Source organism: Actinotignum sp. UMB0459, assembly GCF_051905915.1.
In the GTDB taxonomy this organism is placed as follows: Bacteria; Actinomycetota; Actinomycetes; order Actinomycetales; family Actinomycetaceae; genus Actinotignum; species Actinotignum sanguinis.
The window spans coordinates 44,243-61,271 of the sequence record NZ_JBQAIK010000016.1 but is presented as its reverse complement, the minus strand read 5'-3'; the positions used below and the strand labels follow the sequence as shown (position 1 = coordinate 61,271).

Genomic DNA, 17,029 nt, shown 5'->3' with positions numbered 1-17,029 from the left:
GACGCGCTTTAGGAAACGCGGATCACGATGGGAGTATCACCGCACCACGAATCCGGGCCCACGCGGGTACCCATACCCGGGTTCCACGCGGCCACATTCTGACCGTTGCCCAGCGAGATCGCCACGTGGCCGGGCCAGTACAGGATGTCACCGGGCCGGGCTTCCGCGTAGGAAACCTGGCGGCCAACCGAGAGCACCGAGGTGGTGCGCCCGCCGATAGCAACGCCGTGCTGGGCGTAGACCCAGCGCACGAAACCGATGCAATCCCAGCCGGACGGGGTGGTGCCAGCCCATACGTAGGGCGAACCCACACCGCTGAGAGCGGTATCAAGAACGGAAGAGCCGATGGCGCTAGGAGCGGCTTCCACTTCCACGCCAATGCCCGCGGCCGCGGGAGCAGCTTCAGCATCGGAAGAGGAGGTGGCGGCATCAGCCGCGGCGGTGGTGGCGCTGGCGGCGGGGGCAGCTACTTCAACAGCCGGAGCTGCGGATTGAATGTTGATCTGTTCGATCTTCCATTCCGAGGTGGCGCTCGTGGTGCCGGCGATACCAGCGGCAACGTCCTGCGCATGCGGGTTGGACAGCGCCGCCTTGGCGGGCGCGGCCGCGGTATCAGCCGCCGCATTCGGAACGATCAGTGCTGCTGCGCCACCCACAACGAGAGCTGCGGTGAGACCACGTACTGCGGGGTTCGCCAGGTTGTGAGCCTGGGACCGCGTATCAAGAGCGTGGCGTCCGGTCATGGGATGATCTCCTACAAAACTTTTCCTGCGCACCCCGAGGGGCACTTTCGGTACGTCCATTAGCGTAACGATTGGGCAACGAATTGTCACGTTTATGTAACAAGTGGCACAGCCGGGCCGTTATCATCCCAAAACGGCGACCTTCCGGCGTTTCCTCCACTTTTTTCGCGTGATACCAGCCTTTTCCCAGAGGGGATTTATAACGTTTTGATATACTTTTTTGCGGCTTAGGTTACGCTGCGGTGACGAATTGTGGTGGAGACCACGAGTTACGACAACGCCGCACTACCGCCCCGCCGCTCTGAACCCCGGCCGTCACCGCCACTCGAGGCGCGCCACACCCCTAGGAGCATGCCGCCAGCGCAACAGCACCCTCAGGCGTGCACCAGGAGGTGTTTGCGGATCCAGTCAGTAAGAGGAAATACCCCGCTGGCGCCGCGGGCGAGGATATCGCCGTCGTCCTCCACACTAATGGTCACCGTAGCATCGGGTTTAATGCCGGCCGCGGCCATAGCCTCGAGAACGTCGTCGTCGGTTTGGACCACTTCACCGATGCGCGCAATGGTGACTTTCCCGCCGCTCGGGTTGCGCTCCAGGTAATCCGCCACGGCGAGCAGACCGGTTCGCGCGGCTATATCCGCGCCGGGACCCAGGGAGTTTTCCGCGGGAATTGGGTTGCCGAAAGGATCGTGGCTGAGTTCATAGCCCTGCTCCCCCAGCACGTGCGCGATGCGTTCTTCTAGCTCGCGGGACATAACATGTTCCCAGCGGCAGGCCTCAGCGTGCACGTGCTCCCAGGGCATCTCCAGCACGTGAAGGAGGAAACATTCGGCCACCCGGTGCTTACGCATCACGCTGGTGGCGATGCGCCGGCCTTCCTCGGTGAGAACGATGGCGCGATCAGTATCCAGGTACATCATGCCGTCGCGCTCCAGGCGCGCCACGGTTTCCGAGACGGTGGGTTTGGATTGGCTCAGGCGTTCCACGAGCCGGGCGCGCAGCGGAACAATTCCTTCTTCTTCGAGTTCGTAGACCGCTTTGAGGTACATCTCGCGGGTATCAACAAGGTCATCACTCATCGCGGGTCTCCTTCGTCTCAGCGGCGGGGGCGGCACCGGGGCGCCCATCCACATCCGGCTCCTCATGCGTATCTTGCCATTCTAAGCCGCCCGCGCGCTGCGGGGAATGCCCGGTTTCAACGTCGTGCGCTTCATCTTCGGGTTCGAAAAGATCGGCCTCGACCTCGTCGTGGTCCTCCGCGGTGAAGCTTTGCCCGCTATCCGTTTGCCCGGTGCGATTGGCCCGTAGTTCTGCTTCGCGCTCCTCATTTTCATGTTCGAGCGGGCCGAGGATCTCCAGCTGGAAGGGATGACGCACCCGGTAGTGCACTTCCACATCCCATTTGCGCCGGCCCCACAAGTAGGCACCCACCGTGGCCACCAGGCAGCCAATCGCACCAATGCCCACGCCCCAGCGCGCCCCGGCCGCCCCGGAAATACCGCCCACCACCAGGGAACCGATCGGGGTCACGCCTTGATTGACCGTCTGGTAGAGGGACACCACGCGCCCGCGCATCTGCGGGGAGGTAGACATCTGCACCGCGGCATTGGCCGCCGTGAGCATGATGAGCATAAAGAAACCGACCGGCACGAGCGTCAGGGTGTAGACCAGCAGATTCGGGGCCAGCGCATTGGCGGTGACCGCGATGCCCATGGCCACACCCGCTCCCACCACGGAGCGCACCCGCGGCTGTTTCGTGCGCCGCGCCCCCACCACGGCCCCGGAAAGCGAACCCACCGCGACCATAGAAGAAACAATGCCGAATTGGGTGGAATCGGCGTGGAATTCCATGGTGGACATGGACACCGTGGTGAGCGGGGTGTTCATGGCCAGGCAGGAGACCACACCCACCACCGCGAAAATAACGAGGAGGTCGGAGCGGTTGCCCACGTAACGCAAACCGTCAATCGTTCCCTGAATCGCGGAAACTTTCTTTTCCGGGCGGGGTGCCGGGTGGAATTCTTCCGGGCGCATAAGGGCCAAGGCGATGAGGGTGGCACCGAACATGATGCCGTTAATAATGAAAACCCAGCCGGTGCCAATAAGGCCGATGAGCAAACCACCCAGCGCCGGCCCGATGAGGCGCGCAATATTAAAGGACATGGAATTCAGGCCCACCGCATTCGGGAGCCAGCGCGGGGGCACCAATTCGGAGATAAAAACGAGGCGCGGAGGATTATCGAAAGATTGAATCACCCCGATGGCCAGGGCGAAAAGGCAGACCACCAGCACATTCGCCCAGCCCAGTAGTACCAGTACCCCCAGGGCTACCGCGGTGAGCAGCATTCCGAATTGGGTGAGCACTACCATTTTGCGTTTATCGAGGCGATCAGCGAGCGCCCCGGCCAGCGGCATAATAAAAGGAATGGGGACGAATTGCAGCGCCGTAACAATACCGACGGCGAAAGCGTCATTATTGGTGAGGTCGCTCATGACGAGCCAGTTCTGGGCGGTGCGTTGCATCCACCCGCCGGTATTGGCGACCAACGAGGCAGCGAACCAAATAGCGTAGTTGCGGTACTTCAAACTGGCGAATGTACGCCCCACTAAATCCTGCCCCCTGCAGAAAAATCCGATATCCATAGCGGCCGGCGGGCGCGGCGAGCTCGCAGTTGCGCTATCTGCGGTGAGTTTATCACGCACGGCCACGTAAAGCTCACCTTTGTCTCACCGGCGAAAATGGTACGACGACGCACGCAGGGCCTACCCGTGCGGGTAGGCCCTGCGTGGTTGAGCTGGCAGCCAACGTGCTGCACAGAGCTTAGCTGCGCTTAGCCAATCAGGAGTTTCTGAATCGGATCAAGCAGGAAGTAGACCACGAAGGCAACGAAGGTACCCCACATGAGGGGGTGAACCCGGCGAGCCTTGCCGGCGGCCACCGACATGATGACGAAAGCAACGAAGCCCACCCCGATGCCGACCGTAATGGAGTAGGAGAAGGGCATGAGCGCGATGGTGAGGAAGGCCGGGATACCCACGCTCAGGTCTTCCCAATCAATCTCGGTCACCTGCTGCATCATGAGGAAGCCCACCGCGACCAGTGCGGGGGCGGCCGCTTCGGAAGGAACCAGAGTCACGAGCGGTGCGAAGAAGATGGAGAGCAGGAAGAGGGCGCCGGTGGTCACCGATGCGAGGCCGGTGCGCGCACCGTCCGCTACGCCCGTCGTCGATTCGACGAACGAGGTGTTGGAGGATACGCCGCCCATACCGCCGGCCAGCGCCGCGAGGGAATCGAGGAGCAGGATGCGGGAGGTGTGGTACGGCATGCCGTCCTCATCAAGGAGGTCGCCTTCAGAAGCCACCGCGACCATGGTGCCCATGGTGTCGAAGAAATCAGCGAGCATCACGGAGAAGGCCAGTACGACCACGGAGATCACGCCGATCTTCTGGAAGGGGCCCACCACGGAGAAGGCTCCGAGGGTGGAGAAGTCCGGAATCTGCACCGGGGAGCCGTTCAGTGCGGGTGCCCCGCCGTTCCAGCCGGCCACATCCCCACCGGCCACGCTTCCGGGCTTGGCAACAATATTGACGATAACGGCCGCGATGGTCGAGGACACGATGCCGATGAGGAGCGCGCCGGGAACGCCGCGCAGCAGGCAGATCGCGGTGAGGAAGAGTCCGAATACGAAAACGGCCAGCGGCCAGGAGGCGATGGAGCCGTTGATTCCGAAGGACATGATGGTACCTTCGCCGGGGCGAATGAGGCCGGCGTTGACCAGCCCAACGAGGGTGATGAACAGCCCCAAGCCCACAGAAATGGCGGTGCGCAGGAACTTCGGCACCGCCCGGAAAATAGCTTCACGCAGGCCCGTCACCACGAGCAGCGTGATGACGATACCTTCGATAACGATAATGCCCATACCGTCAGCCCAGGTCATGCCAGGCATCTGGACGATCACCACGCCGACGATGGTATTGAGCCCCAGCCCGGCCGCCATGGCGAGTGGGAAATTCGCGATAACGCCGGTGAGCAGCGTCATGAGGCCCGCAACGATGGCGGTACCCGCGGCGATGGCCGGGAGGTTCGGACCTTCGGTGCCGCCGCCCAGGTAGGCGCCGGTGGAATCCGGACCGGAAAGGATAATGGGGTTAAGAACCAAAATGTAGGCCATGGCCACGAAGGTGACCAGCCCGCCGCGCACTTCCCGGGCCACGGTGGTCCCGCGTTCGCGCAGCCGGAAAAAATCCCGCTTCGGCTCGGAGGTTGTGCTGTGGTTCGTCTCGACGTGCGTGGAAGTTACGCTCACGAAGATCTCCTCGGTAGTCGTGCGGTCCGCTGCACGCCAGGCGAGCGCGTGATCCGCAGATTTTCGGGCGGTCCTGACCGCCACCAGCACTCATTCTTGAACCCGGTCACCACCCACGCAAGACACGTCTCATTATTTGGATGTTTTTTCGCCCTTTTTGTCTCATATTTCGAGACACTGGCCGCCTGCTGGGTGAAAACGGCGCGCTGGCGCGGTTTTCTCCCGCCCCGCCACCCGCGTGAGTCCGGCCACGCGGCTGGGCGTACACGGCGTTTCACCACGCGCACGGCCCGGGTCGTTACGGAACAGATGCGACGACGACGTCGCCAAATCCTCGTACCGCCAGCTCCCCGTCACTGTGCGGAACAAAAATCGCCTGCCCCGAGTTGAGCGGTTCGCGCCGGCCTCCGGCAAAGACTTCCACCGCACCCTCCAGGCAGACCACCGTGCGCGGACCGCGCGAGCGCAGCTTTTCCGTGGAGGTAGCATCGCGCAGATGAACGACCGAGAGTTCAAAATCATCCACGGGAACATAGAAGGTGGATACCGCCTCGCTCATATGCTCGGGGGCGATGCGGATGGGCGGGACTGCGGCGTCGTCCATAATCCGCACCAATTCCTCCACATCCACATGTTTCGGGGTGAGGCCGGCGCGCAGCACATTATCCGAGGCCGCCATAATTTCCACCGCGGTTCCAGACAGGTAGGCGTGCACTGTCCCGGCGGGGATAAATAGTGCTTCGCCCGGGCGTAAACTCACGGGATTCATGAGGAGGGAAGCCACCACTCCCGGGTCGCCGGGATAGTACTGCGCCAGGGTTTCCACGATGCGATCCGCGCGCGGGGAAGGCGAGGCGCCCCGCTCCAGACGCGCGGCGCAGGCAGCCACCACCTGCGCAATCTGGGCGGGTTCCGGGCGGGTTCCCGCGGAAAGCAGCTCGGCGAAAACCGCCCCCACCCCGCGTTCTTCCACGAGAGCCGCAAGTCGATCCGTGAGCGGCAGCCCGAGCCCACCCAGCACTTCAGCGATGCGGCGCGGCGTGCGCAGCCCACAAATAGCCTCAAACGGCGTGAGAGCATAGGCCAGTTCCGGTTTATGGTTGCGATCCCGATAGGAACGATGGGGAGCGGTGCGGGCAATTCCGGCGGTTTCTTCCCGCTCGAACCCCGCGCGGGCCTGCTCAAGGGAGGGATGCACCTGGAGGGAGAGCGGCTGATGCGGGGCAATGAGTTTGAGCAAATACGGTAATTCACCCCCGTGCCGGCGCGCCACATCCGCACCGAGCATCTCCTCGGGTGCCCGGGCGATAAGATCGCGCAGACTCGGCCCACCGGCACCCAAGAACGTAGTGGATTCTTCGGCACGCTCCGAGTGCCCCGAACACCCCGGGAACTCCGAGCGATCCGGCGTGCGCATGCCTCGCGCCAGGCCAGTCCGGTGCCGCGCGCGCCACCGCCCGCGCGGGGTGCGCGCCACGGCGCTCCTGCGCCCGCCCACCTCATCTTCACGCCCGATCCGGTGTTCGCCAGCGGGTGCAGAGGGGTAGAGCTGGGCCAGGTCGAAGAGTGGAGCATCCGCAGCGCTGATCACCTGGGCCGAATCATCAGGGTGGGCACCGAGCCAAATTTCCGCCACCCGGGTTTCCGCCGGAGCGTAACCGAAGAGCGCGGGAAGCGCACTGGTGCCGCCCCACGCGTAATCTCTGGCCCGCCCTTGGATCCGCATCACCGCTGCTCCTGTTTTAGCTCAGGGCGCCGGTGGCCTGGTAGCGCCGCCCGCGCGATCCGCGCACCACGGTCCGCCCGCGCCCGCGGCGCACCACCGGGGCTGCCACTTCCACCGCAGGTACTTCTGCCGCTGCTGCGGTTTCTGTTTCCGCCCCGGCAGTTTCCGTTTCCACCTTGGCGGTTTCACTTTCCGCCACCGTGACCTTGCGCCGCACCCGGCGGCGCCGGCCGCTGCGCTCAGCCCGCTCGGCTTTGTCCGATGCGGCAGCCCGCACCGATTCCTGACGTTCCTTTTCCGAGGCGGCCCGCGCCTGCGCTTTCTCCGTTTCCAGCTTGGCCAGCCGTTCACTCCACGGCACCCAGCGCGGAGCCAGCAAAGCCCCCGCTCCGGGCAACATCTCAATTTCGTTAAACGTCACGGTGCGGGCCCGGCTCGCTCGGCTCACCGTAATACTCCAGTACCAGCCGTGATAACCCGGATGAGTACAGGTAAAGAGGTAGGAGACCACCCGGGTATCCTCAGCGAGGAATCCCGCGTACTCCCCCACGAAACGTTCGGCAATGGCCGCGAGCAGAGTTGCCCGCGCCTCATCAACAGCCCCCGCGAGAACTCGATCTTCGGGCAGGCCGGGGAGCGGTTCCACCCGTTTATCATCGGGTGCCACCGCTACATTTTCATCGACGCGATCCTCCGGGCGCGCCATATCCGCGCCCTCATCCGCGTGTCCTTCCACCCTCACATCGGGAAAGTGGACCGCGGCGGATTCTTCCCCCGCGCAGTTGGCATGTTCGGCATTCTTAGGCATCAAAATCATCGGCAACCGCACGCAAGGCGCGCGCGATCTGCCCTCCCCCTTCCGGGTAGCGGCCGCGCCGAAGCTGGGTGGAGGCCCCGTCCAGAAGCCGAATGAGATCTTCCACGATCACCACCGTTTCTTCCGGGGAACGCCGATTCTTCCGCGCGAGCGATTCAAGTTTGGTCATGGGTTCGACATTGAGTGCTTGCGGACCGCGACGCGTATCGGCAAGCCCGAAAGATACCCGCTGGCCCTTGCGCGGCGTCAGCCCTTCCGGGAGGGCCGAGGCGGGCAGGAATACCTGCGCACCGTCCTCATCGCTGACAATAAAGCCGAAGCCCTTAGCGGCGTCGAAAAACTTAACCTTTCCGGTTGGCACAACACTCTCATTTCTAGCAAAAACGCTTCGCACACGGTCGGGCGAAGCACCAGCGTCATTCTACCAGCGCCCCCGCGGGCACAGGCAACGCTACCGGCTGAACGCCCCCGGCCCCTTTTCCCATCCCCCTCCCAGCATGCTGTGGTTAAATTGTGCTGTCCACCACTTGAGGGCTAAGGCCGGTGATCGCCACCGGGCGCACGGAAGGTTGAAATTATGGGGATCGCACGCCGGATAGCTGGAACATTAGCGCTCGCGGGCGCCCTGCTACTCTCCGGCCCGCTGGCCGCCGCGGAAGAACCCCTCTCCAGCGTTGATCCGGTCACGGATCACGCCCAGGTGCTGTCCACCACGGAAGAAGAGCAGCTGCGCACCTCCCTCAACCGCCTCCAAGATGAGACGGATTACGCGGTGCGTTTCGTTTTTGTCGATAGGTTCGACGGCGCCAGCGCGGACCAGTGGCCCATCGACACGTTCAACCGCGCCGGGCTGTCCAGCGATGCCACCCTCATCGCCGTGGCCGTGGATAGCCGCCAGTTCAGCTACGCCTACGGCCGCTCCAGTTTCTCCGCCTCGGATCTGGACAACGCTTTTACCGGTGACGTGCGCGCCGCCTTCCGGGAAGGCCGCTGGCTGGAAGGTTCCCTCGCCTACACCCGGGAGCTGGCGCAAGGGGAAGAAACGAATTGGGCCGGTGTGGCGCTCGGGGGTGGCGTCGTCGTCGTTATTATCGGGGCCGTTGTTTTCGTGCGTTCGCGCAAACGCAAACAGTCGGAAAATAAAATTCGTGAAGATCTTGCTGCGCTCGGCAAACGTGCCGCAGCCGCGCTTTTAGCGACCGACGACGGCGTCCGCAGCGCCGCCGCGGAACTCAATTTCGCGCGGGCGCAATTCGGGGTGAACTCAGTGCGCGGCTTTGACCAGGCGCTCGCGCAGGCACAGCATTATCTCCAAGAAGCTTTCAACCAACGCCAGCTCTTAGACGACGATATCCCCGACACCCCGGAGCAAGTGCGTGCCTATAACACCGCGATTCTGGAACTGACCGACAAAGCGCAGCGGGCCATTACCGAACAGGAAGAAGAATTCTCCCGGCTGCGTGATTTGGCCGCGAATGTGGAAGAGGCCGCGGCGCGGGTGCGCGAAGGCGCGGCGGATATTCGCACTAATCTTCCCAGCGCTACCCGGCAATTGGACTCGCTGGCGGCAAGCTACGGGGAGGGCGCGGTGGCAACTTTCCGTACCTACCCCGCGGATATTGAGTCCTTGCTGGCCGGAGCGGAGGATGCGCTCGGGCAGGTTGATCGGCTCCTTAGCGGGGGCGAACGCAACCAGGCCGTGCCTTTTGTGCGTATCGCAGAACAGGCCCTGGATGAGGCTGCGGAACGCTACCGCGCGATTTCCAACGTCCAAGAATCTGTTAATCGTGCTTTCACCCAACTGGCCGAGCATATTTCCTCCATTTCCGCGGATATTGCGGATGCCCATCGCATCGGCGGGGATCATGCCCCGGTGGTGGCCGCGCGGGATCGGGCGGCGGCGCTGGTGGAAAAGTATCGCGGGGAGCGCGTGGATCCGCTGGCCGGAATTCGGGAGCTCACCGAGGCGGAACGTGCACTGGACGGCGCCCTCGCCCCGGCCCGGAACGCGGAGGAAAACTACCGGCGCCAGGCAGCCGGAGTGGAGCGGGATCGCCAGCGGGCCCAGGCCGCGGTGCAGCGAGCGGAAGCCATGGTGTCGCAGAACCGCTGGAGTACCGGTAACGAAGCACGCGCCCCGCTAGAAGCGGCCCGCACCGCCCTCCAAGCCGGGGATACCAGTGATGACCTGGCTAAACGCCGCGACTATTACGCGCGGGCCGAATCCTATGCCCAGCGCGCCACGGATGCGGTCCAGGCGGCGCTGTCCGCCCGCAGCTCCGGTGGTTTTGGTGGCAATAACGGCGGCGGGGACGTAGGTAGCCTGCTGCTCGGAATGTTCCTCGGTTCGCTCTCCGGGGGCGGATCCCGCCACAATTCGGGCTGGGGTTCCGGTTGGGGCTCCGGCTTCGGCGGCGGGCGTGCTGGCGGTTTCGGTGGTTTCGGTGGTTTCGGAGGTGGCTCCGGCGGATTTGGCGGCGGGGGCGCCGCGGGAGGAGGGAGCCGTTCGTTCTAAAACCGGTGGCCGCGTGCGTCCGTTGATCGCGCCCCGCCCGGATACTATTTATCCATTATTCATCACACCATTCCTACTCGACGACACAGAGAAAGGCTGATCATGGCTGAAAAACAAACAATCCTCGGACGCATTACCCAGCTGGCGAAGGCGAATATTAACGCGCTCCTCGACCGCGCCGAAGACCCGCAGAAGATGCTCGACCAGATGGTGCGGGATTACAAGAATTCCATTGCGGAAGCCGAAGATGCCGTGGCCCTGACCGTGGGTAATCTGCGCCTGGCACAATCCGATTACAACGAGGACATCAAAGCCGCCCGCGACTGGGGGCAGAAAGCCATCGCCTCCTCGCGCCGCGCCGATGAGATGCGCACCAAGGGCGATGAAGCAGGTGCGAACCACTGGGATGACCTCGCGAAAGTAGCGCTGAGCAAGCAGATTCAATACGAGCGCGAAGCCAAGGACGCCGAACCCATGCTCGCCTCCCAGGAAAAGGTTGTGGAGCAGCTCAAGTCCGGGCTCACCCAGATGAAGGACAAGCTCACCGAACTCAAGAACAAGCGCGATACCCTCGTGGCGCGCCAGAAGTCCGCCCAGGCGCAAAGCCAGGTGCAGGATGCCATCTCCTCGATCAACGTGTTGGATCCCACCAGTGAGCTGGCCCGTTTCGAAGAGCGGGTCCGCCGCCAGGAAGCCCTGGCGCAGGGCAAGGCCGAAGTCGCCTCCCTGAGCTTGGCCGATCAATTCGCAGAATTGGAGGATCATTCCGACGACGCAGAAATCGAAGCGCGCCTCGCCGCCCTCAAGAGCGGGGAAGCCCCCGAGCAAATCGAAGGCCGGGACTTCACCAGCTACTAAAGTACCGGGCTCTCCAGCGCGGGGAATATCCCGCGCTGGGCATATCCCGCATCGGGAGCGGGCGCAAGTCATATGCACCTATGTGACCCAAGCTCCGCGTGGCTTCCCGGGCCGGGGTGGCGCTGCCACCCCGGCCCGCATCGTCGTCGTTCCTCCCCTCTCCCTCACCTCTTTCCTTTCGCTTCCCGCAAACTTCCAGGAAGCTTTCAGAAAGCTCGAGTTTCCTTAGTTTTATGACGCCTACCGAGCACACTCCCGAAGCGGCCATCCTCGTTGTTGATGATGAGCCCTCGATTCGCGAACTTCTTTCCGTTTCTCTCCGGTTCGCCGGATTCGATGTGTACACCGCCGCCGATGGCGCGGAAGCCCTCGCTCACCAGCAAAATCAGCACCTGGACCTGGCCGTCCTCGATATCATGATGCCGGGCATGGATGGCTTTGAGGTGCTGCGCCGGCTGCGCGAACGCGACCACGATCTCCCGGTGCTGTTCCTCACCGCCCGCGATGATGTGAAGGACAAAGTCCAAGGTCTGACGGTCGGCGGGGATGACTACATCACCAAGCCTTTCTCCCTGGAGGAAGTGGTGGCACGTATTCGCGCGGTGCTGCGGCGCACCAGCCCGGAGGAAACCGAATCTGCGGTGCTGCGCTACGCAGACCTGGAAATGAACGAAGATTCCTATGAGGTCACGCGCGCCGGCCGGCCGGTGGAACTCTCCCCCACAGAATTCAAGCTGTTGCGCTACCTCATTATTAATGCCGAACGAGTGGTTTCTAAATCACAGATCCTCGACCATGTATGGGATTACAACTGGCAGGGCGAGATTTCCATCGTGGAATCCTATATTTCCTATTTGCGGCGCAAAATTGATTCCCCGGAAGCCCTGGGGATCACCGATCCGGAAGAGGCCCGCAACCTCGTTCCTCTCATCCACACTCGCCGCGGCATCGGCTACGTTCTGCGTGCTTCCAAATAGCATTCGGTTATGACCCAACGTCACGATCCGCTTCCCCCGGAAAGCGCGGGGGCTCCGCCGTTGCCGAGCCGCCCCGCGCAGCCCGGCAACCCGGCAACCGAATCTCCCGCGCGCAACCACCGCGGCGGAGTTTTCCGGCGCGCGCTGCGGCCGGCCCGCACCCTTGCCGGCCGCCTCATTATCGCGTTCGTCATCCTGGTGGGCACCGCGGCAACCTTTTTGGGTTTCGCCTCGGTCACCCTTCTCAAGCAATACCTAGTCTCCACTATCGACCAGGATTTGACCACGAATGCGCGCTCGGTGGAGCGGATGTTCCTCCAGGAGCTGCCCGGTGCCAGCCAGTCCTCCCCCCTCAACCTCTCCGATTTCTTCGTGCGGGTCAATTGGGGTATTGCCGGGCAGCGCGAGGTAACCACCTACGAACTTCCCAATCCGGGGGCCGTAGAAGAATTCGGCTACCCGCGCGAACTTGACCGTATTGCCAGCCTGGGTTCCGAAGAGCCCGTAACGGTTCCTTCCACCCTGTACGGCTCGGATTGGCGGGTGCTGGTCCACCCCATTAGCCCGGCCTCCACCGGCGGCCTCATTACCGGGAACATCATTATCGCCCAGCCACTCGGGCCGATCGAGTTTACGATTGCGCGACTACGCCTTATTTTTGTGCTCGCCGGACTCGCGACCGTGCTGGCGGCCGGACTGGCCGTGACCGGTCTGGTATCGCGTACCTTGCGGTCCTTGCGTGATATCGAAGCAGCCACGCACACCATTGCGGAAGGGCACCTGGCCGAACGTGTTCCGCACGGTCAGGACGACGACGAAGTTGGGATGCTCGCTAAATCCATTAACGTTATGCTCGCCCAAATCGAGCACGCCTTCGCGGAAAAGGAACGCTCGGAAGCAAAAATGCGGCGCTTCGTTTCGGACGCCTCCCACGAATTACGCACCCCGCTAGCAACCGTCCGCGGGTATTCCGAACTGTATCGCCTGGGCGGAGTTCCCCCCGAGCGTGTCCCCGAAGCTATGGAGCGAGTGGAATCGGAAGCCAACCGAATGGCCGGGCTCGTGGAGGATCTGCTCCAGCTGGCCCGCCTGGACGAAAATCGCCCCCTTAACCTCGATTGTGTCAATCTTGCCAAGCTGGCCGATAACGCCATCCTTGATTTCCGGGTGCGTGCCCCGCAGCGCACCGCCACGGTGGTTGCTTTGGATGGGAGCACCCCACCGCCCGCGATGGTGGAGGTCCACGGGGATGCGGATCGCATCACCCAGGTGATCGCAAATCTGCTTTCTAATGTGCTCGCGCACGCCCCGGAAGCCAGCCCGGTGGAAGTGGCGGTAGGCATCGCGGAAGGCCAGCCCACTATTGAAGTGCGCGACCACGGCCCCGGTATTTCTGAAGCGGATTCCCAGCGCATCTTCGAGCGCTTCTACCGCCCGGATTATTCACGTTCGCGCGAATCGGGTGGTTCCGGGCTCGGCTTGGCCATCGTTGCCGCTATTATGGCCGCGCATCACGGTACCGCTCGGGCGCTCACAACCCCCGGTGGTGGGCTCACGGTGCAGCTCACCTTCCCCGCTCCCACCGAGCCGTGCCAGAATCCGGCATCGCCCAGCTAAACGAGCTACTCAGGTTCCAAGCAGTTACTCGGTTTCCGGAAACTCGCCGGCCTCACCGGCCTCGCTCGGATCGCCCGCTTCGGGCGCCGCACCTGCAGTGGGAGCCTGACCGGCCTGCGCCGCGTCAAAAGGACTGGTGCCTTCCGGGGTGAGCGGATGCGCGCTTTTCTGCTCGAGCATCATCTGGATGGCGGTGAAAACTCGGCCCATAAAATCTGCCGAGTCTTCCTCCGCGAGGCCGTACATGGGCCGGCCGATAAACAAAAAGACTTCGCCGCGGAATTTCGGGAGCATCGCACCCACCGGCATAACTTCGTGCCCGCCGGACATGGCAATCGGGACGATGGGAACATTGAAACGCTGGGCGAGGGCCGCGGCACCCGCCTTCGGAGTACCGAGCTCCCCGGTACGTGAACGCGTACCTTCCGGGAAAATCAGAATCGGAACACCCGCTGCTAACAGGCGGCCTGTCATCCCTTTGGCACGGCCGGGCTGGTATTCCGAACCGGCTTTACCCGTGGGCTTTTTACCGCGCTCAATAGGATAGGTATTAAAGAATAACGAGGTGAGATTGGAGATGCCGCGGCGGCGATAGAAATAATCCGCGGCCGCCCCCGTGGCTAACCGCTCGGTGAGTTTATCGGGGAGCAGCGAGAAAATCATGGGAGCATCCAGGTGCGAAGAATGGTTCGGCACCAGGATAAATGCGCCGTCCAGGTTCTCGATATTTTCTTCTCCCAGCACGGTGGGCCGGAGGATCGTGGACATGACCGGTTTTGTGAGGGCACGGCGCACCCGATGCCGGCGGCGGGCTTTGGAGTCATCCAAATACGGATCGATCGGTTCGAGCTCGCTCACCCGCGGTCCGCCTTTCGCCCACTGCCGTTAATTTTCCTTGCCACCCAGTTTACCGCGCAGCGCGGGCCCTTTTCCGCGAGAAAACCAATAATCTTGTAGCGCACCGTGGGGGTGCAGCGGACTTTTCCGCGCGCGGCCGCCGCAAGCGCGGCCCGCGCCACCGTATCGGGTTCGAGCCAGAGCACATCGGGAACCCCGGAGCGTTTCCCACCCGAGTTGCGGTGGAAATCCGAACGCACCCATCCGGGCAGAACCGCGGTGACCGTCACTCCACTACCGTGCAATTCCACAGCCAAGGATTCGGACCATACTCGCACAAAGGATTTGAGGGCCGCGTAGGCACCCATGGGAACAAAACTCTGCACCGAGGCGATATTTATGAGAGCGCCCCGCCCGCGCCGCGCCATTGCCGCTGTGGCTGCCGCGCCGATCCGTACCGGCGCCCCCGCCATGAGGGCCGCCGCGGCTTCGATCCGGTCCATATCCCCATCCACGAGGCTCTCGTAAAGGCCCGCCCCGGCATTATTGACCACCACATCAACAGCATGGTCAGCTAGGTAGGTGCACAGGCGTGCGACGTCGTTGCCCGCACCCAGATCGCAACACATCGTTTCGCATTCCACGCCCCGCTCCCGGAATTGTTCGGCAACGGCGTTCAGGCGTGCTGCCCCGCGCGCCACCAGGACTAGCGCGTATCCGCGCGCGGCGAGCTGGCGGGCGAAAGCGAGCCCGATACCGGAACTTCCCCCGGTCACCAGCGCCCGGGGCCGGCCGGCGGTGGGCGAGGCGGAGAAGGCTGCGTCAGATATCACGTCTCTACGTTAGTGCACCGGCCGCGCCCGTGCACCTCGCCGGCCCGGTTATCGCGTTCAGCTGGGCGAAAAGTGGAGGGTCCGCGGCGTTACCCGCGCTCAAACAAGGTCCTCCCCGTCTGCCTCCACTGCGGTCCTGAGGTGCGAAAAGGCCCAAAGTGTCCCCACCCGGGCCGGGGCATGATTAGAATCAGTTGCGTTTGAGTGCGGAGGGCGACGTGCGTCGTCGTCCCCTGGCGAAAAGTTCGCCGCGGGTGCGCACCACGGTGGGAGGAAATATGTCCGTTCCTTCGTGGCTGCCGGTTTCTTTCGAGAAGGCAGTGACGGGGCTGGGGGCGACCGCGTCCAGCGCGGAGATTCAGGCGACGTGCGCGTCGGTGCTGGGGCGCTGGTCGGAACCTGATCGCATCTTCCACGATATTCACCACCTCACGGCCATGCTCGCCAACGTGGAAAAACTCATTAACGAAACGCATCACCCGGATACTGTGCGGCTTGCGGCCTGGTACCACGGGGTGGTTTTTTCGACGTCGCGCTACCGCGTCTACACGAAACGCGGGGGTGAAGATGAGCTGCTCTCGGCGCGCACGGCCGAAAATGAGCTGACGCAGCTGGGTATCGCCGCGGAAACTGCGCGCCGGGTGGCCGAATTGATTTGGGGTATGAAAGCTCCCGCGCTTACCGCTATGCCGGTCATGGGGCGCGCCCCGGCGACCAGCCTTGGGACCGCCGAACAGGATATTGACATTATGGTGCTGCGTGATGCACACCTGGCGATTTTGGCTTCGTCCCCGCAGAGCTACCGGCGCTATACCCAGGCGATTCGCGAGGAATACCCGCATATTCCCGATGAGAGTTTCTGGCGCGGGCGCGAAAAAATCGTGGCGAAGCTGCTGGAGCGCAAGCATTTGTTTTATACGCCCGAGGGCCAAAAATGGGAGGATGCGGCGCGTCAGAATTTGCAGGCGGAGGCCGCGAAGCTGCGCAAGCGCCTGGCGGAGCCCGAGCGCCCCGCGGAGGCGATGGTACCGGCCGATGGGCCGCACAGCGGGGAGACTACGCGGAGCGGAGAGGTAGCACGCACGGTTGAGGTAGCGCGCACGGCAGACGTTACGCGCCCGGGCGATACAGATTTAGGTACGACGGCGCTGCCACCTCTCACCGCGCCAGCCGCGCCCGTATCGCTGGCCACACCCGTAACGCCGGCCGGGGCGGAGCCCTACCGCGATGCTCGCACCGAAACCTCAACGTTGGAAGCGGTGGAAGCACGTATTCCGGAGGAGGATTCCGGCGAGGTCACGCGGGTGATCCCCACCGGGACGGTGACGGACGTGAGTGAGCCGCAGCTGAGCGCCGAGCAGCTCCGCAAGCGCCAGCGCGAAGAAGTTTCCCAGGCCATGCTCAATAAAATTAATGAGCGGCGGCGGGCAGCCGAAAAGGAACGCGATGAGGCACTAGCACTGGCGGAGAATATCGACTCCCCGCTCGCGGATCGTGCCCAGGCCGAGGTGTGGAAAGAGAAGGAACGCGAGGGCGCGCCCCGGCGTACCCCGCGTTACACGGATACTATTCCGCCGCTGATCGAAGATGATCCCGAGGGAGATATTGTGGCCCGGCCCGCCGATCCCTCCCCCACGCACGGTATCGAGCGCGAACCGGATATGTAAGCCCGGCCGGATATACGCGTGCGGCCGAAATCGATAGCATGCGACCTACGGACAGGGCCCGCGCTACGGACCGGACCTGCGCACTGCGGGCCGGATCCGCGCACTGCGGGCCGGGCCTGTCTGCACTTCCGT

The 17,029-nt window shown here is 63.3% G+C and carries 14 protein-coding genes; 5 read left to right on the top strand and 9 right to left on the bottom strand.

The features are described 5' to 3' along the window. Positions 1–8 precede the first annotated feature (8 nt). The 7 genes from ACTFPK_RS05670 to ACTFPK_RS05640 form a co-directional block, all read right to left on the bottom strand. Positions 9–743, bottom strand: coding sequence for a C40 family peptidase (locus ACTFPK_RS05670; RefSeq protein WP_274733401.1), 735 nt, complete (start codon positions 741–743; stop codon positions 9–11). A 374-nt stretch (positions 744–1,117) separates the two neighbouring features. Then, on the bottom strand, positions 1,118–1,822 hold the full coding sequence (locus ACTFPK_RS05665) for a metal-dependent transcriptional regulator (RefSeq protein ID WP_279058102.1): 705 nt from the start codon (positions 1,820–1,822) through the stop codon (positions 1,118–1,120). Continuing rightward, complete coding sequence (locus ACTFPK_RS05660) at positions 1,815–3,350, bottom strand: MFS transporter (RefSeq protein WP_241227404.1); 1,536 nt, start codon at positions 3,348–3,350, stop codon at positions 1,815–1,817. Before ACTFPK_RS05660 ends, ACTFPK_RS05665 begins: the two co-directional genes overlap by 8 nt. Before the next feature lie 224 nt (positions 3,351–3,574). Next, positions 3,575–5,050, bottom strand: a complete 1,476-nt coding sequence (locus ACTFPK_RS05655; RefSeq protein ID WP_274778297.1) for an NCS2 family permease — start codon at positions 5,048–5,050, stop codon at positions 3,575–3,577. A gap of 298 nt (positions 5,051–5,348) precedes the next feature. Further along, positions 5,349–6,776 carry a mannose-6-phosphate isomerase, class I gene (manA, locus tag ACTFPK_RS05650; protein WP_279058107.1) on the bottom strand — a complete coding sequence of 476 codons (1,428 nt, stop codon included), beginning with the start codon at positions 6,774–6,776 and terminating at the stop codon, positions 5,349–5,351. Between the two features lie 16 nt (positions 6,777–6,792). Beyond that, on the bottom strand, positions 6,793–7,584 hold the full coding sequence (locus ACTFPK_RS05645) for a DUF3027 domain-containing protein (protein WP_274733395.1): 792 nt from the start codon (positions 7,582–7,584) through the stop codon (positions 6,793–6,795). Then, positions 7,577–7,954, bottom strand: a complete 378-nt coding sequence (locus ACTFPK_RS05640; protein WP_016443284.1) for a cold-shock protein — start codon at positions 7,952–7,954, stop codon at positions 7,577–7,579. Before ACTFPK_RS05640 ends, ACTFPK_RS05645 begins: the two co-directional genes overlap by 8 nt. Positions 7,955–8,170: 216 nt before the next feature. Between ACTFPK_RS05640 and ACTFPK_RS05635 the strand changes: the two genes are divergently transcribed. The 4 genes from ACTFPK_RS05635 to ACTFPK_RS05620 all read left to right on the top strand — a co-directional run bounded on the left by ACTFPK_RS05635 (position 8,171) and on the right by ACTFPK_RS05620 (position 13,560). Then, entirely contained in the window at positions 8,171–10,108 is a 1,938-nt protein-coding gene (locus ACTFPK_RS05635) for a TPM domain-containing protein (protein ID WP_284891626.1), read from the top strand. A gap of 102 nt (positions 10,109–10,210) precedes the next feature. Further along, complete coding sequence (locus ACTFPK_RS05630; protein WP_279058552.1) at positions 10,211–10,966, top strand: PspA/IM30 family protein; 756 nt, start codon at positions 10,211–10,213, stop codon at positions 10,964–10,966. A 233-nt stretch (positions 10,967–11,199) separates the two neighbouring features. Then, positions 11,200–11,943, top strand: coding sequence for a response regulator transcription factor (locus ACTFPK_RS05625; protein WP_026428430.1), 744 nt, complete (start codon positions 11,200–11,202; stop codon positions 11,941–11,943). Between the two features lie 9 nt (positions 11,944–11,952). Then, entirely contained in the window at positions 11,953–13,560 is a 1,608-nt protein-coding gene (locus ACTFPK_RS05620; protein WP_279058556.1) for a sensor histidine kinase, read from the top strand. 24 nt (positions 13,561–13,584) lie between these two features. Here ACTFPK_RS05620 and ACTFPK_RS05615 read toward each other — a convergent pair whose 3' ends face one another. Together ACTFPK_RS05615 and ACTFPK_RS05610 are read right to left on the bottom strand one after the other, a co-directional pair. After that, positions 13,585–14,418 (bottom strand): lysophospholipid acyltransferase family protein, encoded by an 834-nt coding sequence (locus ACTFPK_RS05615; RefSeq protein ID WP_274733386.1) that lies wholly within the window; start codon positions 14,416–14,418, stop codon positions 13,585–13,587. Further along, a complete protein-coding gene (locus ACTFPK_RS05610; RefSeq protein ID WP_241227402.1) occupies positions 14,415–15,230 on the bottom strand; it encodes an SDR family NAD(P)-dependent oxidoreductase in 816 nt (271 codons plus the stop codon). The genes ACTFPK_RS05615 and ACTFPK_RS05610 overlap by 4 nt, the downstream gene beginning before the upstream one ends. A gap of 200 nt (positions 15,231–15,430) precedes the next feature. On the opposite strand from ACTFPK_RS05610, the gene ACTFPK_RS05605 reads away from it, so the two are divergent. Then, on the top strand, positions 15,431–16,897 hold the full coding sequence (locus ACTFPK_RS05605) for an HD domain-containing protein (protein WP_274733384.1): 1,467 nt from the start codon (positions 15,431–15,433) through the stop codon (positions 16,895–16,897). Positions 16,898–17,029: the final 132 nt, after the last annotated feature.

Excerpts from the sequence above, each read along its gene's own strand:
- ACTFPK_RS05670 (WP_274733401.1), bottom strand. The coding sequence starts at position 743 with ATGACCGGACGCCACGCTCTTGATACGCGGTCCCAGGCTCACAACCTG.
- ACTFPK_RS05625 (WP_026428430.1), top strand. The coding sequence starts at position 11,200 with ATGACGCCTACCGAGCACACTCCCGAAGCGGCCATCCTCGTTGTTGAT.
- ACTFPK_RS05645 (WP_274733395.1), bottom strand. The coding sequence starts at position 7,584 with ATGCCTAAGAATGCCGAACATGCCAACTGCGCGGGGGAAGAATCCGCC.
- ACTFPK_RS05665 (WP_279058102.1), bottom strand. The coding sequence starts at position 1,822 with ATGAGTGATGACCTTGTTGATACCCGCGAGATGTACCTCAAAGCGGTC.
- manA (WP_279058107.1), bottom strand. The coding sequence starts at position 6,776 with ATGCGGATCCAAGGGCGGGCCAGAGATTACGCGTGGGGCGGCACCAGT.
- ACTFPK_RS05635 (WP_284891626.1), top strand. The coding sequence starts at position 8,171 with ATGGGGATCGCACGCCGGATAGCTGGAACATTAGCGCTCGCGGGCGCC.
- ACTFPK_RS05630 (WP_279058552.1), top strand. The coding sequence starts at position 10,211 with ATGGCTGAAAAACAAACAATCCTCGGACGCATTACCCAGCTGGCGAAG.
- ACTFPK_RS05620 (WP_279058556.1), top strand. The coding sequence starts at position 11,953 with ATGACCCAACGTCACGATCCGCTTCCCCCGGAAAGCGCGGGGGCTCCG.